This window comes from Candidatus Binataceae bacterium, assembly GCA_035294265.1.
GTDB lineage: Bacteria > Desulfobacterota > Binatia > Binatales > Binataceae > DATGLK01.
Genome location: DATGLK010000053.1, coordinates 19,804 through 42,587 on the forward strand (window position 1 = coordinate 19,804; position 22,784 = coordinate 42,587).

Below are 22,784 nucleotides of genomic sequence, written 5' to 3' on the forward strand. Positions count from 1 at the left end.
GCGGGCGCGAACAGCAAGCCCAGCAGCCGCTTCTGCGGGCTTCAAGAGTTGTAGGTGCGCCCTCCTGATTGCGATGTCATATTATTTTAGCGTTGCGGATGGCGGCCACGCTCACGTCGAGCATATTTGCGATGGGGAAGCAGCAGCGAGACTGGGTGTGGGTTTTGGCCTAGCGATATTATGGCACTCAGCCTCTGTTTATAATCCGATTCAGATGGAAGCTCGGAGAACTGCGACAGGGTGCTACTGGGGTGGCGCAATCAGAGTAGCGGGTGCGATTATGCTGGTAATGGCGCTGGCTGGGGCAGCGGCGGCGCAGGATAACGGACCGGCGCCGACTGCCATGTCCTTGCCCGAGATGCCGTCAGTGGCGGTCAACGCCTTTCCCACCATCGGAATGGCGCCGCTGACGGTCGGCTTTTTCCCCGCGATCGACGATCCCGAAGGCGGGCAAATCGCATCTTACCGCTGGGATTTTGGCGACGGCACCCAGGCGACCACGCCCCCGGAAGTGACGCTCAAGACCTATACGAAGCCCGGCAGCTATGTGGCCTCGCTGACGATCGTGACCGATGACGGACGGTCGGCAACCGGATTCACCGGAATCACGGTGGAGCGCCCCGCGGCGCGCTGATCATGGCTTCTGGCATGCGTTATAGTCGCTGCGGTCGGTGGGTGCCTTTGGTCGGGCTGGTGGGTTTGCTGGGATGCGCAGCAAATAATGCGTCGACCCAGGAGCTGCAGCGCCAGATCCAGCTTCAGGGCGAGGAGATCAAGCATCAGGAAGCTCAGATTGCTGCCTTGCAAGCGCAAAGCCATCCGCCTCCTATCTTGCCGCCACCCGCCTGCGACCACGAAGTTCTGCACTTGGCCCAGCGTCATGGCGACGAGCAGATGGCGGCGGGCAATTTCAACGGTGCCCTGGGGTATTTCCAAGACGCCTTGACCGCTTGCCCCACGAGCGCCTCGGCTCTGCTTAAAGCAGCGCAAGCGGCGGGTGCGAGCGGAAAGCGCGCACTGGCGATAGAATATTATCATCGTGCCGCAAAGGCGGCCGATCCCGCCGTGGCGGCGCGCGCCCGCCGGGCGCTGGCCGCGATGAATAGAACTCTAAAGTAGATTCGCCTGTCGCTTTCGCTCCTCTTATGCTATCGAAACCGGGCGTAGCTTGACCGTACCGGCAGCGCGGCTGGGGGCTGGGACACGTCGGGGGCAAAATCGGTGTCGATTCTCGAACTCAAGGGACGTCAGTGGACCATCCTGCTCAGCTTGTTTGTCCTGCTGATGCTTGCCACCGGGCCGGGCCTGGGCGCGATCGGGATTATCATGCCAGCGCTGATTCGGGAGTTCCGTTGGGATCGTGCGCAGGTGTCCAGCCTGATCTTCGCCAGCACGTTTGTGGGCGGGCTACTCGGTCCGGTGGTCGGGTGGCTCATCGACTACGCCGGGGCGAACTGGGTGATGGCGACCGGGTTTGCCATTTTAGGCTCTTCATACCTGGGCCTGAGCTACGCTCATAGCTGGGTCGCGATGTTCGCTCTTTACAGCGCCTTTGGCCTGGGAATGGCGATGTCAGGGATGGTGCCGGCGATGGTAGTGGCGGTGAATTGGTTCGGCCACCGGCGCGGAGCGGGCAGTGGAGTGGCCATTTTCGGCTTTACCCTGGGACTGGCCGCCGTTGCTCCGGTGGTGACCGCGCTTATCGCCGCCGGCGGCTGGCGTATCGCGCTGCGCGTGTTGGCACTGCCGCCAATGCTGATCGGCATACCACTTTCGGCCGCGCTGATCCGGACTCGGCCACCGGCGCCGGCTGCATTGACCGCCTCTCAGGAAATGGCCCTGCAGCCCGGCTTGGAGGTCGGCGAAGGGCTGCGCCGGCCGGCCTTCTGGCTTTTGCTCGCGGTGCAGTTCACCTTCGCGATCGGGTTCGGCGAGGTCTTTCTCCATATCGTGACTTATCTGATCGGGGCGGGGTTTGCCCCCGGGCAAGCGGCCGCAATTTTTAGCGCGCAAACCCTGATGAGCGGCGTAGGCGTGGTGTTGCTGGGAATATTGGCCGATCGGCTGAGTGCGCGCCAAGTTCTGAGCGTTTCGATGGTGGTGCTGGCCGCCGGTATCGCCGCTCTGCTGGGCAGTGCCCATCTCGGCTATCGGACGCCGATGGTGCTGTTGTTCATCCTGTGCTGGGGTACGACCGCTACCTCGATCAATACGCTGTTGCCCATTTTGATCGCGGAAACTCTGGGACTGCGCCGCCTGGGTACCTTCAGCGGTATCGTGCTATTGGTGGGCGCCGTGGCCCATTCACTGGGACCGCTGCTCTCGGGTATCCTGTTCGACCTGACTGGCAGTTACGTCCGTCCCTTCGAATTGGCCATCGTCCTGGTTTTCGCCACCGGTCTGCTGGTGGTTGGAGTGAGGCCGGCCAAGGGTTGGGATCGGGTCGAAGAGCCGGTGGATATGCGGGCGGGTGGTTAGGGAGCTTGCATGCTAAAGTAAAGCTTTATGTGGCATCCCGGGATTCGGATTGGATGGTATGTCGGAAGCACAGCGCAGTATCGTAATACACGGCCATTTCTATCAACCACCCCGCGAGAGTCCCTGGACCGGGCTGATCGCGCCCGAGCCCAGCGCGGCGCCCTTTTCCAATTGGAATGAGCGGATTACCAGTGAATGCTATGGGGCCAATGCTCATGCCCCAGTAAGTGCTGGCTCGGTCATTCATCTCCGCAACAACTATGAACATCTGAGCTGCGATTTCGGGCCCACCCTGATGGGTTGGATGCAACGCCACGGCAAACAGGCCTACGGCGCGATCGTGCGCGCCGACGCGCTCAGCGCGCAGCGACTAGGGGGTCAGGGCAACACCCTGGCGCAGTCGTACAACCATTCCATCCTGCCGCTGCTCCTCGACGCCGATAAAGAGCTTCAGATCGCGTGGGGGATCGAAGATTTTCGCTTTCGCTTCAAGCGCCTACCGGTAGGAATCTGGCTGCCCGAATGTGCCGCCGACCCGGCGACACTGGCGGCGGTGGCACGAGCCGGGATCAAGTTCGTGATTTTGGCGCCGTGGCAGGGGCGATTCCAAGCCGCCACGGCCGACGAGAGTGCTGGTGCGGGGCCCTTCGTATGGCGTAGCGACGATCTAAGCTTGGCGGTATTTCGCTACGACCGCGAGCTGAGCAGTCAGGTTGCCTTTGGTGACGCACTCGTCGACGGCGAGCGTTGGGCCGACGCGATTATCGCGCGGGCGCGGGGACTGGCGCCTGGCGCGACCCTGCTCATCGCCACCGATGGCGAGACCTTCGGCCATCATAAGCGCCACGGGGCGGCCGAGTTGGCACGGGCGTTCGATCGGCTGGCGCGCGAGCCGGATTTGAGCATTACCAACTGCGCCGAAGTGCTGCAGCGCGTCGCCCCGGCCGGTAATTTCACCCTGGAAGGGGTGACTTCTTGGAGCTGCGCGCACGGTGTGGAGCGCTGGCGCTCGGATTGCGGCTGTCGTTTGAGCGAGGGCACCTCGCAAAGCTGGCGGGCGCCGCTGCGAGAGGCGATGGAGTTTGTCAAAACGCAGGTGGACACGGTATACGCGCGCGAGGCGGCAAGCGTGTTGGCCGATCCGCGTGCGGCGCTGCTCGAATCTATCGGCTTGGCGCTGGATCCGTCCCCTGCTCTGGCCGAGCAATTCTTTATTCGCTACAAAGTTGGCGAGGAAGCCGCGCGGGCCCGCCTGCAAGCCCTGTTCGAGATGCAACGAGCGGCGCAGGCGGCCTTCACCAGTTGCGCTTGGTTCTTCGATGATTTCGCTGGACTGGAAGGCAGGATCGTGTTGCGCTGGGCGGCGCGGGCGGTGGAGCTGGCGGCCTTCTTTTCCCCCTCCATCGAACCTGAGCTGCTGGAGCGCTTGCGGGGTCTGCATTCCAATCGGCGCGAATCTGGAGACGGAGCGACCTTATATCTGAGCTTAAAGGCTCGCGAGCCGCGAGTCAGGAGTTAGGCCATGGCCAGCACTGGAACAAGCGATATCGAAAGCCTGTTGAGTGAAAGTAGAATATTTCCTCCTCCGCCTTCCTTCAGCAGCCGCGCGCAGATCAAGACCCTGGCCGAATATGACGCTCTATATCGACGCGCTGAGGTCGATCCCGATGGCTTTTGGGCCGAGCAGGCCCGTGAGCTTAGCTGGTTTACTCCCTTCAAGCAGGTTCTGGAGTGGAAGTTTCCATTCGCCCGGTGGTTTGTGGGCGGTCAGCTCAACGTCGCCTACAACTGCCTGGACCGCCACCTGGACGGTCCGCGCCGTAACAAGGCGGCCATCATCTGGGAGGGGGAGCCCGGCGACAGCCGGGTGTTGACCTACCAGCTGCTGGCCCAGGAAGTGGCGCGCGCCGCCAATGGGCTGAAAAGCCTTGGCGTCAAGGCCGGGGATCGGGTGGCGATCTATCTGCCGATGGTGCCCGAAGCGGCGATCGTGATGCTGGCCTGTGCACGCATCGGTGCGATCCATTCAGTGGTCTTCGGCGGCTTTTCTGCCGACGCCCTGCGCGACCGAATCAACGATGCCGAGGCGGTGGTCTGCATCACGGCCGATGGCGGCTGGCGTCGGGGTCAGATTGTGGAACTCAAGCGCAACGCCGACGAGGCTCTGCCTCAGACTCCCTCGGTGCGCCATTGCGTGGTGGTGCGGCGCACGGGCCAAGCCATTGAGATGCAAGCTGGACGCGACCTGTGGTGGGATGACGTGATGGCTGGGCAGAGCGCGCAATGCGAGCCGGTGGCGGTGGATTCCGACCATCCACTCTTCACCCTGTACACCTCGGGCACCACCGGCAAACCCAAGGGGGTGGTCCATTCCAGTGCCGGCTATCTGCTGCACGTGCTGAAGACGATGCGCTGGGTCTTCGACCTGCGCGACGAAGATCTGTTCTGGTGTACCGCCGATGTGGGCTGGGTCACCGGCCACAGCTATGTGGTTTATGGACCGCTGGCGGCGGGGGGCACGACTCTGATGTACGAGGGGGCGCCCAACGCCCCAGCCAACGATCGGTTCTGGCAAATAATCGAGAAGTATCGGGTCAACACCTTTTATACCGCGCCCACCGCGATTCGAACCTTCGTCAAGTGGGGCGACGAATGGGTACGCAAGCACGACCTCTCCAGCCTGCGGCTGCTCGGTTCGGTGGGCGAGCCCATCAACCCGGAGGCCTGGATGTGGTACCACGAAGTGGTGGGTGGTGGGCGCTGCCCGATCGTCGATACCTGGTGGCAGACCGAAACCGGCGGCATTTTGATTAGTCCGATGCCGGGGGCGACTCCTACCAAGCCCGGTTCGGCGACCAAGCCACTGCCTGGCGTGATCGCGGAAGTAGTCAATCGGGACGGACAAGCGGTGGACGTCAACCAGGGCGGGCTGTTGGTTATCAAGCGGCCTTGGCCGGGGATGTTGAGCACGATTTTTCGTGACCCCGAGCGCTATCGGCAGCAGTATTTTTCCCAAATTCCGGAAGTGTACACCACGGGTGACGGCGCGCGGCGCGACCAGGACGGTTACTTTTGGATCATGGGTCGCGTGGACGACGTAATAAACGTCGCCGGTCATCGTCTGGGCACGATGGAAGTGGAAAGCGCGCTGGTCTCTCATCCCACGGTCGCGGAAGCGGCTGTGGTCGGCCGGCCCGACGAACTTAAGGGGCAAGCGCTGGTCTGTTTCGTAACCTTGCAAGGGACTCATGGCGGAAGCGACAAGCTGCGCGAGGAGCTGCGCGCGCACGTCGCCAAGGAAATCGGCGCGTTTGCGCGTCCCGATACGATTCGCTTTACCGAGGCGCTGCCCAAGACCCGCAGCGGCAAGATAATGCGCCGCTTGCTTCGCCAGATCGCCGCCGGCGACGCGAGCTTGGGTGATACCACGACCTTAGAAGACCTTTCGGTGCTGTCCCGGCTGCAAAACGAGGAAGAGTAGGCGCTCCCACTCCCCTGACCCCCGCCTTGAAGAGCAAGCGCGCTCGATGGTAAGCTCAAGGCGGGAAGTGGGCTTGAGCCCACTTTTTTATTGGGGCCGCCGACGCCCAGAGCGCCGGCAGGGATGGCAGCCATGGTCCTTAAGCTCAATCCCACCGCCGCCAGGGTGATGGAGTTGCTCGAGCCGCATATCGAGCGGCTGGGTTTCGAGCTGGTTTTGGTGGAGTATCGCGGCGCCCCGCGGGGCGCGCTGCTGCGGTTGTTTGTGGATCGGCCCGAGGGTGGGATCGGCTTGGACGAGTTGGAGCCGATCAGCCGGATGGTGGGCGACCTGCTGGACGTGTATGACCCGGTGGAGGGGAGCTACACCTTGGAGGTATCGTCCCCGGGCGTGGATCGGCCGCTGACCAAGCTGGGCCATTTCGAACGCTACTGCGGCCAGCGGGTCAAGGTGCGCACCCATCAGGGGCACGAGGGGCAGAAATCGTTCGTGGGCGTGCTGGCGACGGTTGATGCTGGCGGGATCGAGGTCGAAGACGAGATTAGCCGACGGCGCTTGAGTCTGCGCTTCGAGGATATAAAGGAGGCCCGATACCAACATCAGTTCCAGAGCCCGCGCCCGGGATAGGTGGCGCGGCGGCGGCTGAGTTAGAGCAGCGATTTGGCGCCACAGGCGCGTGGGAGGCTACAATGCAGCCGGATTTGAACCGGGTTATCGAACAGGTATCCAAGGAAAAGGGCATCGATAAATCCATCGTCATCAGTGCCGTCGAAGAGATGATGCATTCGGCGGCGCGGCGCACCTTTGGAGCCGAGCGCAACATCGAGTCGCGCTACAACGCCGACCTGGGCGAAGTGGAGTTGTTCGAGATCAAGACCGTCAGCGAGGAGGCAGGGGCGAGCCAAGTCGGATTGGCCGAAGCACGCACCAAATATGACCCTGAGGCCCAGGCCGGCGACGAGATTTTGATCAAGCTGGATACCGCGACCATGGGACGCATCGCGGCCCAGGCGGCCAAGCAGAACCTAATCCAGCATATCCGCGACGCCGAACGTAAACAGATTTACAGCGAATTCAAGGACCGTAGGGGCGAGGTGATCTCGGGCATTGTGCAGCGCTTCGAGCGCAAGAACATGATTGTAAACCTGGGCCGCACCGAAGCTATTTTGCCCGAAAAGGAACAGATCCCTCACGAGCGATATCGCCAGGGCGATCGGATTCGCGCCCTGATACTGGAGGTCGATCTGTCGGAGAAGGGGCTGTCCATCGTTCTGTCGCGCACCTCCAACGAATTCCTGCGCAAGCTCTTCGAGCAGGAAGTGCCGGAGATTTACGAGGGAATCGTGGAGATTCGCCAATGCGCGCGCGAGCCCGGGGGAAGAGCCAAGGTGGCGGTTTATTCCAACGATTCGGATGTCGATCCGGTGGGGGCCTGCGTGGGACTCAAGGGCACCCGGGTGCAATCGGTGGTGCAGGAGTTGCGCGGCGAGAAGATCGATATTGTGCCGTGGACCGAAGATCAGGCCGAACTGGTCTGCCGCGCGCTGGCGCCGGCCAAGGTCTCCAAGGTGATAATCGACGAGGAAGAGCACGCGATGGAGGTGATCGTGCCCGACGATCAGCTTTCCCTGGCCATCGGCAAGCGCGGTCAGAACGTCCGCCTGGCCCATCGCCTGACTGCGTGGAAACTTGACGTACGCAGCGAGGCCGAGGCGGAGGAAGAGGCGCGGGCCGCGCGGGCCTCGCTCAACGCGATTCCGGGGGTGGGCGACATCAACGCCGAGTTGCTCTATCAATGGGGTTTTCGCTCCGCCGAGCAATTATCGGAGACTGCGATTGATGCCTTTGAAATCGATGGCATCTCGGCCGAGCGCGCCACTCAACTGATCGCCGCCGCGCAGTCGCATGTGGCCCACAAACGGCGCCAGTCCGAAGAAGCTGAAGCCGCGGCGCGTGCCGTGGCGGCCGCCCAGAGTGAGACCGGCGGCGCGGCCGGAGAAAGCGCAGCCCAGACCGGGGAAGTGGAGTCGCACGAAGATGGCAACGGCGAGGTCCCGTCATAGGCCTGAGCGTCGCTGCATGGCGTGCCGCCAGCGCGGATTCAAATCCGACCTGCTGCGGCTGACGGCCGGCGAGGGGGGCGCACTGTACTGGGACTTGAGCGGCCAGGGCCAGGGGCGAGGTGGTTACTTGCACCCCAGGCGCGAATGTTTGGCGCGTTTTGCCGGGTTGAAGGTCGAGAAGTTTACTTCGCTGCGGCGCTCGATTGATCGCGCCGAGCGAAGCGCTTTGGTAAAGATGATGCTGGAGCGGCTAGCTACATCACCGCAGCATGCATAGAATATAGGCAATGGCTCGTAAACGTATAAAGACTTTGGCTTTGGAATGGAACGTCTCGGTCGAGGACGTACTACATAGTTGCGAGCGCCTCAAACTGGCGCACGGACGCTCCGACGCAAGCTTGCTAGCTCCCGAGGAAGCCGAACGTATCCGCGCCGACCTCAACGAGCAAGCCAATCGCGCCGCTTTGCTGCGCCGCGAGACCGTTTTTGAGACCACCGCCGGCAAGGTGGTTGAAAAGCGCCTGAACGAGACGGTCATGCGCCGGCGCCATTCCGAGCCCGAAGCCCCCCCGCCGCCCGCGCCGAGCCAGGGTGGGGCAGAGCCCTTCCATTTTGAATTGGAGAGCGCCGAGACGCCCGATCTGGCGGCGCCGTTTTTGGAGACGATGGCGGAGCCCGAGCCCACGCTAGAGTTGCCCGAGGTTGCTCCCGCAGCGCCCGAAGTTGCCTCAGCCACAGCCCAGGCTCCAGCCGCGATAAGCCCGCCGCAGGTGGCCGAGAACGACTCGCCCGCCAGCGCATCGGAAGCGCCTACGCCGCCGTTGAACGGCGGGGCTCGCCTGGAAACGACGCCGGCAGCCGATGCCAAAGCGGCTACGGAGCGCATGCAGCCAGTACCGCCTCCTCAAACGGCCAAGCCCAATGTGTTTTCCACCCCGCCCGTGCAGCCAGGGGCGGTGCGTAACCTGCCGGGCGGACGCGTAAGTGTGTCTCCTTCAGGGGTGACGCGGGAGACCGTGCGGCCGACCGGACGCACGCAGGTTATTAATTTGGCGCGCGGCCACGCCTCGGCCCCCGTACTGGATGATCAGCAGCAGGGGCCCAAGGTGTTGGGCAAAATCGACCTGCGCAAGGCAGTACCGGCGCGGCCGGCCACGCCTCCGACCCGCCCTGGCGGTCCGCCGCTGCGACCGGGAATGCCGGGGGGACCGGGACGACCGACGATGGGTGGCCCGCGGATGGGACGTCCAGTTCCCAGCGCTCCGGTCGAAGCACCAGCGATGCCGGTGGGACAGGCGCCTGCCAAACCCGGCGCACGCGCAATCAAGAAACGGCGCGTGGTCAAGAAGGAACCGGGAGATTTAATCGCCGAGCGCGAGATTCGTGGCGGCCGGTTTCCCAAAAAACGGCGTGCCTTGCCCGGCAAGGAGCAGCGTAAGACCGAAATCACCACGCCCAGAGCTTCCAAGCGTGTGGTGCGAGTCTCCGAGGGGGTGACCGTCGCTGACTTGGCTCGCAACATGGGAGTCAAGGCTGCCGAGGTCATCAAGAAGCTGATGACATTGGGCTTGATGTCCACTGTCAATCAGGTGCTCGACGTCGATACCGCAACCCTGGTCGCAAGCGAGTTCGGCTACAATGTCGAGAACGTGGCCTTCGACGTCGAAGCCGCGATCGAGGAAGGGGCCGAGGAAGCGACCGCCGAAAATCAGCTTCCCCGTCCACCCGTGGTCACGGTCATGGGGCATGTCGACCACGGCAAGACCTCGCTGCTGGATGCTATTCGCCATACCAGCGTGACCGCGGACGAATTTGGCGGAATTACCCAGCACATCGGCGCCTATACGGTGGAGGTCAACGGCCGCAGTATCACTTTCGTCGATACCCCCGGCCATGAAGCCTTTACTGCGATGCGGGCACGTGGGGCCAAAGTAACCGACATCGTAATCCTGGTGGTTGCGGCCGACGAAGGGGTGATGCCACAGACGGTGGAAGCACTCAACCACGCTCGTGCGGCCAAGGTTCCGGTCATCGTGGCGATCAACAAGATCGATCGTCCCGAGGCCAATTTGGACCGGGTCAAGCAGCAGCTTTCCGAAAACGGCCTGATTCCCGAAGACTACGGCGGCGATGTCATAACCGTGGGGGTGTCGGCCCGCACTCGTGAGGGTATCGATCGGCTATTGGAGATGGTCTTGTTGCAGGCAGAGTTGCTCGACCTCAAGGCCAATCCCGATCGCCTGGCGCGCGCTACTGTAATCGAAGCGCAACTCGATCGCGGGCGTGGCCCGGTGGCCACCGTGCTGGTTCAAGAAGGCACGTTGCATCAGGGCGATCCCTTCGTGTGTGGCACCACTTACGGTCGGGTGCGCGCGATGCTCAACCATTTGGGGCAGCGTCTGACGCAGGCTGGTCCCTCCACGCCGGTGGAGATTTTCGGACTGTCAGGGGTACCCGAGCCAGGGGTTCCGTTGATCGCGGTGGCTGACGAGGCCAAAGCCCGCCAGGTGGCCGAATTTCGCCTGAGCAAAGAGCGCGAGGGCGAATTGCAGAAGACCAGCCGGGTCTCGCTGGAGGATCTCAGCCAGCGGATGCGGGCGGGCGAGGTCAAAGAACTCAAGGTCGTGGTCAAGGGCGACGTGCAGGGCTCGGTCGAGGCGCTGGCGGCGTATTTGCGCCGACTCTCCACTCAGGAAGTCAAGGTGGAAGTAATCCATGCTTCGGCGGGTGGAATCTCCGAGACCGATGTCTCGCTGGCCGCGGCGTCGGGCGCGATCGTCGTCGGCTTCAATGTGCGGCCCGAGCCCAAGGCGGCAGCGCTGGCCGAGACCGAGAAGGTCGATATCCGGCTCTACACCATCATTTATGACGCGGTGAACGAGATTCGCGAGGCGATGGAGGGGCTGTTGGCGCCGACATATCGGGAGAAGAATCTAGGTCGGGCCGAGGTGCGGCAGATTTTCAGTGTTTTGGGCTCGACCATTGCCGGTTCGATGGTTCAGGACGGGCGCATTCTGCGCGGCGCGCGCGCTCGCCTGGTGCGCGACAGTCGTGTGGTGTGGGAAGGCCGAATCGGGTCGCTGCGCCGCTTCAAGGATGACGCACGCGAAGTTTTGGCCGGTTACGAATGCGGTATCGGGCTGGAAAATTACAACGACCTCAAACCCGGCGATGTGATCGAGGATTTCGAGCTGGAAGCCGTGGTACGCAAGCTAGGCGCACCTGCGGTGGAATCCGGGCACGCCCCGGTCGCCGCAGAAAAACAGCTCTAAAGGATCGTGCGCCCTTTTGTCCCCTCCTCGATGATTTGCCCTGGAGGAGGGAGGGCTAGGGTTGGGAGGCCGTGCGCGTTGCGTAAGCCAATGCGTCTTTAGGGGATGACGATGGTGGTTGGGGTATTGAGGTTGACCCTGTTCCTGCCCGATAACCATTCGCTCAAGGGCAAGCGGCAGGTATTGCGCGCGATCAAGGACCGTGTGCGCAACAAGTTCAACGTCTCCATTGCAGAATCCGCGGATCACGACCTTTGGCAGCGAGCCGAACTGGGCATTTGTCAGGTTGGCAGCGACCGCGCCTTCGTCGACGGCGCGCTGCGCGAGGTTGTCAACTTCATCGAGGCGGTCGGCCTGGCTCCCTTGGGTAGCGAAGAGGTGGAATTTCTTAACTACTGAAAGGCTGCCGTGCGGCGGCGGTTGCGGCAAGAGGTGCGGCCGGGGATGTCCATCACACAGCAACAAACCCCAGGCGCGACGATGCGGGAACGCCCTTTCAGCTAGGTAGAAAGTTATCTGTAGCGGCTGCGGCTTCAAGCCGAACTGCAATCCGGATAAAATCGCCATATGCTTGGTAGTGAAGGGCGTCGGCCCGAACGCGTGGCCGAAGCGTTGCTGCGCGAGATCTCTAGTTTGCTCCAGCGTGACCTCAAGGATCCCCGCCTGCGCGGAGTCACGCTCACCGAGGTCAAGCTCAGTCCCGATCTACGCCAGGCGCGGGTTTTTTTCTCTCACCTCGAGGGCGCCGCCCGTGCCGCCGAGGCGGCTGCTGGGTTTCGCAGCGCCAGCGGGTTCATTCGTCAAAAAATTGGCCGCGAGCTGGGATTGCGCTATAGCCCGCAACTGGATTTTGAATTCGATCGCAGCAGCGAGCGTGCGGCGAGAATTGACGCGATCTTGCGGAAGCTGGCCCAGTAATCGACGGCTCGCGGGCACACGATGCACGGTGTACTGCTGGTCGATAAGCCGCCGGGGGTAGGTTCGGCGCAAGTCGTGCGGGCGATCAAGCGTGTGGTTAGGCCTTACCGGGTTGGCCATTTGGGCACGCTCGATCCGTTTGCCACCGGCTTGCTGCCGATTCTTATTGGCGAGGCCACCAAGTTGGCACCGTTCCTGGAGTCCAGCCACAAGCAGTACGAAGGTATCATCGCGCTGGGAGCCGAGACCGATAGCTGCGATCGGACCGGGCAGGTCGTGGCGACCGCGCCTGTACCTCGACTGGATCGCGCCGGTGTGGCCGCCGTGGCCAAACAGTTTATCGGCGAGATTAGGCAGGTCCCACCAATTTTTTCAGCCCTCAAGCGAGCGGGTGTTCCGCTGTACAAATTGGCTCGCCGCGGCGAACCGGTCGAGCCGCCACCGCCGCGCGTTGTTCGGATCGAAGCCTTGGAACTGGATCTGGTTGATTTCAATCATCTGCGCGTCAGCCTGATCTGCTCGCCGGGGACCTACGTGCGAACTTTGGCGCGAGATATCGGACTGGCATTGGGCACGATGGCTCATCTGGTGCAACTACGGCGATTGGCCACCGCGGGCTTTGTGGTTGTTCACGCCCATCGGTTGGAAGAGTTGATGGAGGCGCCCGAGCAGCTCTCCCAGCACGTTATTCCAATGGCCGAGGCGTTGAGCAAGATGGCGCGAGTGGAGGTCGATGAAGAGAGCGAGCGCCGCCTTCGCCATGGTGATGCTTCCGCGCTGATACCATCGATAGGCGCTCGCGAGGGTCTTTTCATGGCGGTGCGGGGGTCGGAATTGATAGCGATCGCGCAGTGCTCTGGCGCGGATGGCTTGCGTTTGTTGCGTGTTTTCGTGCGGTAGCGGTTTTGTTCAGCGAGACGCATTTGAGACCTTGAGCCTTGAGCAGCCAGGGATTAAAGCTTGTGCTAACTGTAGCAAACCGCCATTCAAAGGGACCGTCGCTGCTTGAGGTTTGACTTAAAGTATTTTTTTTCGGATTGGCCACTAGGCGCCAAAATCGCTGGTCTATATAGCCTGCTGATGCTGGCTACGGCGGCGGTCTGGATCTGGGCGGCGCTGACTTTTCGCGCCCAGCCGGTCTTTCTGGGCGCGGCATTGCTGGCCTATGGCTTCGGTTTGCGCCATGCGGTTGATGCCGACCATCTGGCTGCCATTGACAACGTCACTCGCAAGCTTATCCAACAGGGGCAACAGCCTATCGGCGTGGGTTTCTGGTTCGCGCTGGGCCATTCCACCGTGGTGGTACTGGCCGCGGCTGCGGTCGCGGTCGGAGCATCGACGGTGCAGCGCGATTTCGCCGCCTGGAGAAGTATCGGTGGGGCGCTCTCCACCGGCATTTCCGCACTGTTTCTGTTTGCCATCGCGGCTATCAACTTGATGATTTTGCGCTCGGTCTGGCTGGTCTTGCGTCAGCTACGTAGCGGTGGGGTCTATTCCGAGGGTGACTTGGACCTCTTGATGGAACAGCGGGGTTTCCTGGCGCGACTATTCAAGCCACTTTTTCGGCTCATTACACGCACTTGGCATATGTTTCCGCTGGGTTTTCTGTTCGGTCTGGGCTTCGACACTGCCACTGAAATTACCGTCTTGGGAATCGCGGCCACCGAGGCCGCCAAGGGGCTCTCTATCTGGTCGATCATGGTCTTCCCCGCTTTGTTTGCGGTGGGGATGGCACTTGTCGATACCAGCGACGGGGTCCTGATGCTGGGTGCGTACGCTTGGGCCTTCATGAAGCCGGTCCGCCGTCTTTACTACAATTTCACCATTACCCTCATCTCGGTCGCGGTGGCGGTTGCGATCGGGGCGATCGAAGCACTGGGGCTGATCGGACAGGCGATGGGCCGGCCGCAATGGAGTGGGCTGAACTTCAGCAACCTCGGGTTGGTAATTATCGGGCTGTTTATTGTCGCTTGGCTAGGTTCGGCGGTCATATATCGCCGCACCGAGACGCAAGAAAGCAGTCCAAGCGGCGGCTAAGCCGCAGTGGAACAAGGTCGTGATAGCGATAAGCCAAGAGCCTTTCCCGCTTGATTGCGATCCTACGCTGCCCGGCCATCCCGATCCTTATCCGCTCTACCATCGCCTGCGCCGCGACGATCCTGTCCATTACAGCACTCTGACCAAGGTCTGGATGCTGACGCGATATTCCGATGCACTCGCTTATCTGCGCAACCCGACTTTCAGCCGCAGCGCATATCTTGATCTCATTCGCGCTCAGTTCGGTCCGGATCACCCAATTGTTGCCTTTCAAAGCCGCGAGCTGGCCTTTACCGATGCGCCGCGGCATTCATGGCTGCGGGGGATCATGGCCAAGGCCTTCTCGCCCCAGCGAATTGCGGCGGTGCGGCCTCATATCGAAGCGGCGGTTGATAGGGCGCTTAAGCGGGCAGCGGTGCAAGGCGCAATCGAAGTGGTGGCAGATTTTGCCTATCCGATTCCCGCCGACGTTATCTCGGCGATGCTTGGGGTGCCCCAGGAGGACTGGGCGACGCTGCGGGAGTGGGTGGAAGGGATTGTGGTTTCACGCGGACTGTTGCGCACCCCCGCGATGATGGAGGCCGGAGCGCACGCCAGCCAGGACTTTCACGACTATCTCAAGCGGCTGATGGAGGATAAGCGCAAGAGCCCGGGCGAGGACTTGCTCAGCGCGCTGTTGAGCGTTCGGCATGAGGAGCGTGCGATGGAAGCCGAGGAGATCATCACGATGATCGAAACCCTGTTCGCGGCCGGCCACGCCACCACCCGCAATCTTATCGCCAACGGACTGATTGCGTTGCTCAACCATCCGGACCAACATCGCAAGCTGCGCGACCATCCCGCCCTGATTGCCGGTGCGATTGAGGAGGTCCTGCGGTATGATCCGCCCACGCAGGCGCCATCTCCCCAGGTCGCGACCGTCCAGAGCGAGATCGGCGGGCGAGTTATCCGGCGCGGCGAGATGGTATCTGTGTTATTTGGCGCCACCAATCGGGATCCTGCACGTTTTGAGGAACCCGACCGCTTCGATATCGAACGCCGCGACAACGAGCATTTAAGCTTCAGTCACGGTATCCACTACTGCTTGGGTGCTGGTTTGGCGCGCTTGGAAGCGCAAGTGGCGGTTGGCGCGATCGTGGCTCGGTTCCCCGCTTTGCGGCTGGCTGCGGAGCAAATCGAGTGGACCCAAGCGGGCCGCTTCCGCGGCCCCCGCGCGCTGAAGCTGACATTGTGAGCAGCGTGTTCAGACATTGTCGCGCCCGGATAGTCCTTTCATGAATGCAGGCCAGCGAAATTTGGATGGCAAGGCCTCGCAGAAAGCGCGCGCCCCCCAGCGGGGGAGCGTCGGGGTGCTTGTTTGCGCGTGCCGCCCATGTTAGAGTCTGCGCGAACGAAAGGAAAAGGGAAAGAAAGAGTCTCCCAATGCCCCTGGCATCCGCTCGCAAGCGAGAAATAATCAGCAGCAATGCTCGTGTCGCCAACGACAGCGGCTCTCCTGAAGTCCAAATCGCGCTGATTACGGCGCGGATCGAAGGTTTAGCCGAGCATTTCAAATCGCATGCGAAAGATCATCATTCCAGACGCGGATTATTGCGCTTGGTTGGCAAACGGCGTCGTTTGCTGGAGTATCTGCGGGGGTGTGATTTCAACCGTTACAAGACGTTGATCGATCGGTTGGGCATTCGGAGATAGGCTGCCACATGTCCCAGCGGCCATGGCCCGAGGAGTGTCGGGCGTGGGTGCAACGGGACGACCGGTGACAGAACCCCCGCTCTGTTCCTGGATAGGGAACAGCCGTTTTTCATCTCCCTCAGGTAAAACATTATGGTTAGGAAGCTCGAAATCGACTTCCACGGGCGCAAGCTCTCCCTCGAAACCGGCCGATTGGCCCGGCAGGCGCATGGCGCGGTGCTAGCTCAATATGGCGAAACCGTCGTCCTGGCTACGGTGGTTTCCTCTTACAAAAGCCGGGAAAACGTCGATTTTCTCCCTCTGACGGTCGATTATTTGGAAAAGACTTTCGCCGCCGGCAAGATTCCTGGCGGCTTCTTCAAGCGCGAGGGGCGCCCTTCGGAGAAGGAAATTCTGACCTCGCGCCTGATCGACCGCGCGATGCGCCCCTTGTTCCCCAAGGGCTACGACAAGGAGACTCAGATTATCGTCACGGTCTTGTCGGTGGATCGCGAAAACGACCCCGATATGCTGGCGCTGATTGCGGCCTCCACCGCCCTGGAAATCTCCGACGTTCCGCATAACGGGCCGGTAGCGGCGGTGCGTGTGGGCCGGATCGACGGCCGGCTGGTGATCAATCCTCAGCGCAGCGAGATGGAAAACAGCGATATTTCGCTGGTGCTCGCGGGTAAGCCCGACTCCATCATGATGTTGGAAGGCGGCGCCAATATCGTGGATGAAGAAGGGGTGCTGGATGCGCTGTTCGCCGGGCATGAAGCTTTGGCACCGATTTTCGAGATCCAGCAGGAATTGCGTCGCCAGGTCGGCAAACCCAAGCGCGAATTCAAGGCCAAGGAGCGCGCGCCCGAAGTGGTCGAAGCGGTGCGCGAGCGGGCGGCCGAGGGGCTTGAGGTAGCGCTGACCGCGGCGGGCAAAAAAGAGCGCGGGATGGCGCTGCGAGAGCTGGAGGATCGGATTGTCGGCGAACTGACCCAACGCTTCCCCGACAGTGAAGCACAACTGCGCGACGCTTACGATTACGTGGTGCGCGAGCGCGTGCGGCGGGCGATCGTGATGGAGGATCGGCGTATCGACGACCGTAGTTCCACCGAAATCCGCGAGCTGAGCGCGATTACCCAGGCGATGCCACGCACTCATGGTTCGGCTATCTTTACCCGGGGCGAAACTCAAGTGCTGGCGACGGTCACCCTGGGGACTTCGGCTGACGAGCAGAAGATCGACGCCTTGCTCGGCGAGCACTACAAGAAGTTCATGCTTCATTACAACTTCCCGCCTTTCTCCACCGGCGAGGCCAAGTTCCTGCGCGGCCCCTCGCGGCGCGAGATCGGTCACGGGGCGCTCGCCGAGCGTGCCCTGCTGCCGGTGCTGCCGGCCGAAGGCGAGTTTCCCTACACCATTCGCGTGGTGTCCGAGGTGTTGGAGTCCAACGGCAGCTCCTCGATGGCGACGGTGTGCGGCGGTAGTTTGGCGCTGATGGACGCTGGGGTGCCGATTAAGGCGGCGGTGGCGGGTATTGCGATGGGGTTGGTCAAGGAGGGCGATCGAGTCAAGGTCCTTACCGACATCCTGGGCGACGAAGACCATCTGGGCGACATGGACTTCAAGGTCGCGGGCACGGCGCAAGGCGTCACCGCCATTCAGATGGATAACAAGGTGGGTGGCATCACCCGCGACGTGATGCGCCAAGCCCTGCATCAGGCGCGCGATGCTCGCTTGTTCGTGCTTGAGGTAATGCAGAAGGCGCTGGAAGCGCCGCGTAGCGAAATTTCGGTTTACGCCCCGCGGATCGTTACGTTGCATATCAAGCCCGACAAGATTCGCGAGGTCATCGGGCCAGGCGGCAAGGTTATTCGCGGGATCGTCGAGGATACCGGTTGCAAGATCGATATCGAAGACGACGGTACCGTGCTCATCGCCTCGGCCGACGGCGTGGCCCTGGAGCGCGCGATCAACGCGATTCGTTCGATCACCGCCGAGCCCGAGATCGGCAAAATATACAAGGGCAAGGTGCGCAAGGTGGTGGATTTCGGCGCCTTCGTCGAAATCCTGCCAGGCACCGATGGTCTGGTCCATATCTCGCAGTTGTCCAACACCCGCGTTCGTCGAGTCGAAGACGTGCTCAACGAGGGCGACGAAGTGATGGTCAAGGTGCTCGACGTCGATCGCAACGGCAAGATTCGCCTGTCGGTGCGGGAAGCCCAGGAAGACGCCCAAGGTAGCCAGGTCTGAGGAGACGCGACAGGATGATGCGCAAAAGCGTGCTGGCCAACGGCGTGCGGGTGCTCACCGAGGAGATGCCGCAGGCGCTGTCGGCGTCACTGGGCATTTGGGTCGCCAACGGATCGCGCTACGAGACGCCGGCCGAGAACGGGGTTTCGCACTTCATCGAGCATCTGCTCTTCAAGGGCACACCAACGCGCAGCGCGGCGCAGATCGCCGAAGAGATGGACGCGGTCGGAGGCAACCTCAACGCCTTCACGGGCAAGGAATATACTTGCTACTACGCCCGTGTCCTTGGCGAAGATTTTCCGATGGCTACCGGTTTGCTTGCCGACATCTTCTTGCATTCCGTGTTCGATCCGGAGGAAATCGATCGCGAGCGGCAGGTGATTCTTCAGGAAATTTCGCAGGCCGAAGATACTCCCGACGATTTCATTCACGACCTCTTCAACCTGCACTTCTGGGAGGGCCACCCGCTCTCGCTGCCGATTTTCGGTAGCGTGGCCACGGTCAATGCCATCGACCGAGCGTTGATGACCTCTTTCATGAGCCAACGCTATCGAGCCGAGCGCGTGCTGATCGCGGCCGCCGGCAAGCTCGACCACGCTCGACTAGTGGCGCAATGCGAGAACTTGTTCAACGGGATTGCCGCCGGTGCCCCGACCGAGAAGCTGGTACCCCCTGCAATTTCACCCGGGGTCTTCAACTACGAAAAGGATTTGGAGCAGGCGCACATCTGTTTGGGTGGACCGTCGATTGGAGTCAATCATGAGCTGCGCTACGCGGCCTACGTGCTGAACACGGCGCTGGGCGGTGGGATGTCCTCGCGGCTGTTTCAGGAAGTGCGGGAAAAAGCCGGCAAGGTCTATACGATCTACTCGTTCCTGTCCTCGCATCTGGACTGCGGCTACGTCGGAATCTACGCCGGGACCAATCCCGAATGGGTGAACGAGGTGCTGGACATTACTTTGCGCGAGTTACGCGCGATTTATCGCGAGGGCTTGCGGCCAGCGGAACTGCGCCGTGCTAAGAGCCAGCTCAAGGGCAACATGTTGCTGGGGATGGAATCCACCGAAAGCCGTATGAATCGTATCGCGCGCAACGAGATCTATTTCGGTCGCGATATCACGCCCGAGGAGACCGCCAGCGAGATCGAGCGGGTGACCAACGATCAGATCGTGGAGCTAGCCCAGATTTTCTTCGATCCTGCCCGGATGGGGTTGGCCCTGTTGGGCAAGAGCAATGGCACGGCGATCGATTCCTCGATCTTCAACGCCTGAGCATTTCCGGGCTTTGCGTCGTGTACCGGCGCAGGAGCCGATGGCGCCACCGGCCCTACGCGTGCGGGTTGCGTGCCATGACGCCAAGGCTAACTTGGCCCCAGGGGCGTGCGGCCATGTGCCAGCGCAGGCCGACGTGACTCATCATCGCGCGAATATCGACGAAAGCGCGGGCGATCGCGCTGCTCTCGTCCAGACCGTGCGCGCCGCTGAGGTTTTGCAGTCGGTCGGTGGCCTCCATCAGCGCCTGCCCGACAAAGGCGGGGTTGCGCAGAAAACGAGCGCATTGTTCCTCGCTCAGTTTTTGTCCTGAACCAACCACTTCATTGTATTCCTGAGCGTCGGCGCTGAGCAGCGCAACCGCGCTGTCTATGAGCGCACCCGCGTGGGCGATTGCCAACTGTAATGCTTCGCTCTGCGCGCCGGGGCGACCGGCGGCGGGCGGGCGGCTGTGCAGCCGCTCGACGAATTCCTCCAGCGCGCCGCGGGCAATGCCGGTGGCGGCTGAAATCAACGTGCTGTTGGAAAAAGCCGGAATTCGATAAATGTGACTGCGATGGAAGGCGGCGCCGGGGCCCTCGCCCGCCATCAGGGTGGCCAGTGGCAAGGTGCGATGGGCCGGAACAAAAATGTCGCGGATTTCGATGTCGTTGCTGCCGGTGGCTCGCAAGCCGATGGAATGCCAAGTGTCGATGATGCTGAAGTCGCGCCGCGGCACCAGGCACCAGATCATCTCGGGCGCGCCCGAGCCGCGTGCCAGCGGCGCGCCCAGCATCACCCAATGGGCATAGTCCACGCCGCTGGAAAATTTCCAGCGCCCCGACAGTCGATAACCTCCTGGCGCCGGGGTGAAATCGCTGCGATCGGGTACAAAGGCGCTGCAGACCAGAGCATCGGGCGTGTCGCCCCAAACGTCATTCTGGGCTTGCAGATTGAACATCCCCACTTGGCAGGCGTGCACGTTCATCACGGATAAAACCCAGGCGCTGGAGCCACAAGCGCGCCCGATCTCGCCGCATAAACGTAGTTGCGGATAGCCGTAGTCAAGCTCGTAGCCGCCGAAGCGGTTAGGTTGGAAGACCTTGAAGAAGCCTGCGGCGACGAACTCCTCTATCGTCTCGCGCGGCAAGCGGCGGGCCTGGACAGCGGCCAATGCGCGCTCGCGCAGAGCGGGAAACATCGCGCGCGCCTGTTCTACCAAGCGCTCGAGCAACGCGGCCTTGGCTATTCTCTCGGACGATGATGGCTGGATGGAAAGGGTTGTGTCTGCCATTTAGTTGCGAATTAAGCCTTACGCCTGCGAGCGAAATCGAGGGCTAGGTGGTTCCCACGACCTAGCATGAAAGGGTCACGAGCGTATAGAGATTCACACAACGGAGCCAAGCTCGCGCGCACGCTCTCGGCTTAGCTCGCGGCGTAGGCGAAGCCGGCGTTTTGCAGCTCCATTATAGCGGCGGCCACTCCGGGTGTGAGGATAACGCCGGGGAGCAGATGGTTGGTCAGCTCCGCGGCCAGCGCGGGCTGGGAGAGATGGTCAGGGTTGCTGCCCATCGCGATCAGGCGGCCGGACAGGGCCCAGATGATGTTGTGGCAGCACATGAACACGACGCCGCGCCGTTGCAGGACTGGCACGGTCTCGCCGCGTTCGGAATAAATTCCATCGGCCGCTTCCACCTCCATCGCGATCGTGGGCGGGGTTGGGCGGCCCAAAGCGTTGTCATGAACCTTGCCGCCCGGAATTAACCTTCCTAACCGGTACTTTTCCCACATCGCCTCGTCCTCCAGTGCCAGATGGGCGGTGCCGTGAGTGCCCGACACGCACAAAAAATCGGGATGGCGATAGGAGAATACTTCGGTGTTCAGCGTGTTGCGCATCACGGTCAGCCAATGCGAGGCGTAGTTGGAGTTACTCCAGCACTGCTTCGGGCCGGAGCGATAGGCCGCAAGCTCCATCAGCGCCCGGCTATCCCATTGGCTGGGGTCGCGCAGAATCATCGGGACGCTCTTGAAATCCCGCCGCCGCGGCGCACGCTCCAGACGTATGCTTAGTTCTCGCAAACTCGTTGCGCCGTGAGGTAGCAGGGCTGGTGCGCCGGCCGCTTGTGCTTTTTCATGGCCTGCCGTCAGGCCGACGACGCTGGCCGCCACCGCGATTCCCAAGCTTTTGAGTAGCTCGCGCCGCTGCCCGACTACCGACATAAGCGATTGTCTCCGTATAGAAATTGAACGACGAAAATGCCCTGAAGATTCGAATCCAAACCGGTTAAAGCTGACCGCAATATTGAAGTTGACCTCAATAGATTGCAGTGCCAGCCCAGGGCGCGAGGTGCCGGTAACGTCTAAACGCGCTCCGGCACCTAAGCGGTCTAATTGCCAAAAGAGAGCCCAGCCGCTTTCCGCCCCGCCGCGTGCTTGCTACTGCGACTCCTTTTTCATCTGTTCCATCATCCGTTTAGTCAGGACGCTCCCGGCATAGGGGCGTTGATAGACCACGAAATACATGTCGTCGAACAGCCCGAAGTGATGGACATCATAGAAGCCATCGGCGGCCATCCAGCTATCGAGGTCAGATTTCCTGAGCCACATCCAGTTCTGGGTGTTATCCTGTGGGTTCTTGTCGATCACGACGATCTCGCCCGTGGGCTTCAAGTAGTTGATGGTGTTGTTCAGGTAGGCTTCGCGCTTTTCGATCATGTGCAGGGAGCGATGGAAGTAGGCGATGTCGACATCCTTGACCGGCAGCTTGGGGTCGGTGTAGCTGCCCAACACCGTCACCACGTTGGTGACCCCGGCCTTCTCCGCACGCTGCTTGACGTAGTCGAGCATCTTGGGGTCGATATCCACCGCGTAGACGGTACCCTTGGGGGCGACCGCCTTGGCGAAAGGAATGGTAAAAGTGCCGCTACCTGAGCCGATGTCCGCCAAAATAACGCCGTTTTTCAGTCCTAATTTAGCGATAATCTGGTCGATTTTCAGATCGCGCTTGGCGTTGATCTTGTTCATCAAGTTGATGTACTTGGCGGCCGGCAATTGTTGCAGTTGAGCCTGCGCGCTGGTCAAGCCGACGCTCGCTACCAGAACCAAGGCAAGACCAAGGATGGTAAGCTTGTTCCGTCGATATGTTAACATGGGGTGCTCCTAAATTGTTGAGGGTTCGTGAGGTCTGAATCGTTCAATACAGCCATTTGCTCCAAATCGCAAGATGCGAAGCGGTGACCCATTTTGGGCAACAGGCAGCCAGCGGCCTGGACACGACGCGGCGATAACATCGACTTTACGTCGCCGCTTCGGCGCGCCCTGTGACCCGTTGTAGCGTCCGGCTTCAATGGGGCCGCACTCATTC

19 protein-coding genes are annotated in these 22,784 nt (G+C 61.6%); 16 read left to right on the forward strand and 3 right to left on the reverse strand.

The window, feature by feature from the left end:
• Nucleotides 1-280: 280 nt before the first annotated feature.
• From VKV28_09385 to VKV28_09460, 16 genes are all read left to right on the forward strand, one after another.
• Nucleotides 281-634, forward strand: a complete 354-nt coding sequence (locus VKV28_09385; protein HLH77002.1) for a PKD domain-containing protein — start codon at nt 281-283, stop codon at nt 632-634.
• A 2-nt stretch (nt 635-636) separates the two neighbouring features.
• Nucleotides 637-1,119, forward strand: a complete 483-nt coding sequence (locus VKV28_09390; protein HLH77003.1) for a hypothetical protein — start codon at nt 637-639, stop codon at nt 1,117-1,119.
• Between the two features lie 102 nt (nt 1,120-1,221).
• Nucleotides 1,222-2,478, forward strand: a complete 1,257-nt coding sequence (locus VKV28_09395) for an MFS transporter (protein HLH77004.1) — start codon at nt 1,222-1,224, stop codon at nt 2,476-2,478.
• Between the two features lie 58 nt (nt 2,479-2,536).
• The gene (locus VKV28_09400) at nt 2,537-3,997 is read left to right on the forward strand and encodes a DUF3536 domain-containing protein (protein HLH77005.1); all 1,461 of its coding nucleotides are present in this window, start codon (nt 2,537-2,539) and stop codon (nt 3,995-3,997) included.
• A 3-nt stretch (nt 3,998-4,000) separates the two neighbouring features.
• Entirely contained in the window at nt 4,001-5,959 is a 1,959-nt protein-coding gene (acs, locus tag VKV28_09405; protein HLH77006.1) for an acetate--CoA ligase, read from the forward strand.
• Nucleotides 5,960-6,082: 123 nt separating this feature from the next.
• Nucleotides 6,083-6,586 (forward strand): ribosome maturation factor RimP, encoded by a 504-nt coding sequence (gene rimP / locus VKV28_09410; GenBank protein HLH77007.1) that lies wholly within the window; start codon nt 6,083-6,085, stop codon nt 6,584-6,586.
• A 62-nt stretch (nt 6,587-6,648) separates the two neighbouring features.
• On the forward strand, nt 6,649-8,022 hold the full coding sequence (nusA, locus tag VKV28_09415) for a transcription termination factor NusA (GenBank protein ID HLH77008.1): 1,374 nt from the start codon (nt 6,649-6,651) through the stop codon (nt 8,020-8,022).
• Between the two features lie 287 nt (nt 8,023-8,309).
• On the forward strand, nt 8,310-11,294 hold the full coding sequence (gene infB / locus VKV28_09420) for a translation initiation factor IF-2 (protein HLH77009.1): 2,985 nt from the start codon (nt 8,310-8,312) through the stop codon (nt 11,292-11,294).
• Between the two features lie 111 nt (nt 11,295-11,405).
• Nucleotides 11,406-11,693 (forward strand): DUF503 domain-containing protein, encoded by a 288-nt coding sequence (locus VKV28_09425; GenBank protein HLH77010.1) that lies wholly within the window; start codon nt 11,406-11,408, stop codon nt 11,691-11,693.
• Nucleotides 11,694-11,861: 168 nt separating this feature from the next.
• A complete protein-coding gene (gene rbfA, locus VKV28_09430; protein HLH77011.1) occupies nt 11,862-12,212 on the forward strand; it encodes a 30S ribosome-binding factor RbfA in 351 nt (116 codons plus the stop codon).
• Between the two features lie 21 nt (nt 12,213-12,233).
• Entirely contained in the window at nt 12,234-13,112 is an 879-nt protein-coding gene (gene truB / locus VKV28_09435) for a tRNA pseudouridine(55) synthase TruB (protein HLH77012.1), read from the forward strand.
• 105 nt (nt 13,113-13,217) lie between these two features.
• A complete protein-coding gene (locus VKV28_09440; protein ID HLH77013.1) occupies nt 13,218-14,249 on the forward strand; it encodes a HoxN/HupN/NixA family nickel/cobalt transporter in 1,032 nt (343 codons plus the stop codon).
• A gap of 19 nt (nt 14,250-14,268) precedes the next feature.
• A complete protein-coding gene (locus tag VKV28_09445) occupies nt 14,269-15,483 on the forward strand; it encodes a cytochrome P450 (GenBank protein ID HLH77014.1) in 1,215 nt (404 codons plus the stop codon).
• A gap of 188 nt (nt 15,484-15,671) precedes the next feature.
• The gene (gene rpsO, locus VKV28_09450) at nt 15,672-15,941 is read left to right on the forward strand and encodes a 30S ribosomal protein S15 (GenBank protein ID HLH77015.1); all 270 of its coding nucleotides are present in this window, start codon (nt 15,672-15,674) and stop codon (nt 15,939-15,941) included.
• Between the two features lie 132 nt (nt 15,942-16,073).
• A complete protein-coding gene (gene pnp / locus VKV28_09455) occupies nt 16,074-18,170 on the forward strand; it encodes a polyribonucleotide nucleotidyltransferase (GenBank protein HLH77016.1) in 2,097 nt (698 codons plus the stop codon).
• A gap of 14 nt (nt 18,171-18,184) precedes the next feature.
• The gene (locus VKV28_09460; protein ID HLH77017.1) at nt 18,185-19,441 is read left to right on the forward strand and encodes a pitrilysin family protein; all 1,257 of its coding nucleotides are present in this window, start codon (nt 18,185-18,187) and stop codon (nt 19,439-19,441) included.
• Nucleotides 19,442-19,496: 55 nt separating this feature from the next.
• Here the strand turns inward: VKV28_09460 and VKV28_09465 are convergent, their stop codons facing one another.
• The 3 genes from VKV28_09465 to VKV28_09475 all read right to left on the reverse strand — a co-directional run bounded on the left by VKV28_09465 (nt 19,497) and on the right by VKV28_09475 (nt 22,570).
• Nucleotides 19,497-20,714 (reverse strand): acyl-CoA dehydrogenase family protein, encoded by a 1,218-nt coding sequence (locus VKV28_09465; GenBank protein HLH77018.1) that lies wholly within the window; start codon nt 20,712-20,714, stop codon nt 19,497-19,499.
• Nucleotides 20,715-20,845: 131 nt separating this feature from the next.
• Nucleotides 20,846-21,640, reverse strand: a complete 795-nt coding sequence (locus VKV28_09470) for a hypothetical protein (GenBank protein ID HLH77019.1) — start codon at nt 21,638-21,640, stop codon at nt 20,846-20,848.
• A gap of 216 nt (nt 21,641-21,856) precedes the next feature.
• Nucleotides 21,857-22,570 (reverse strand): methyltransferase domain-containing protein, encoded by a 714-nt coding sequence (locus VKV28_09475; protein HLH77020.1) that lies wholly within the window; start codon nt 22,568-22,570, stop codon nt 21,857-21,859.
• Nucleotides 22,571-22,784 lie beyond the last annotated feature (214 nt).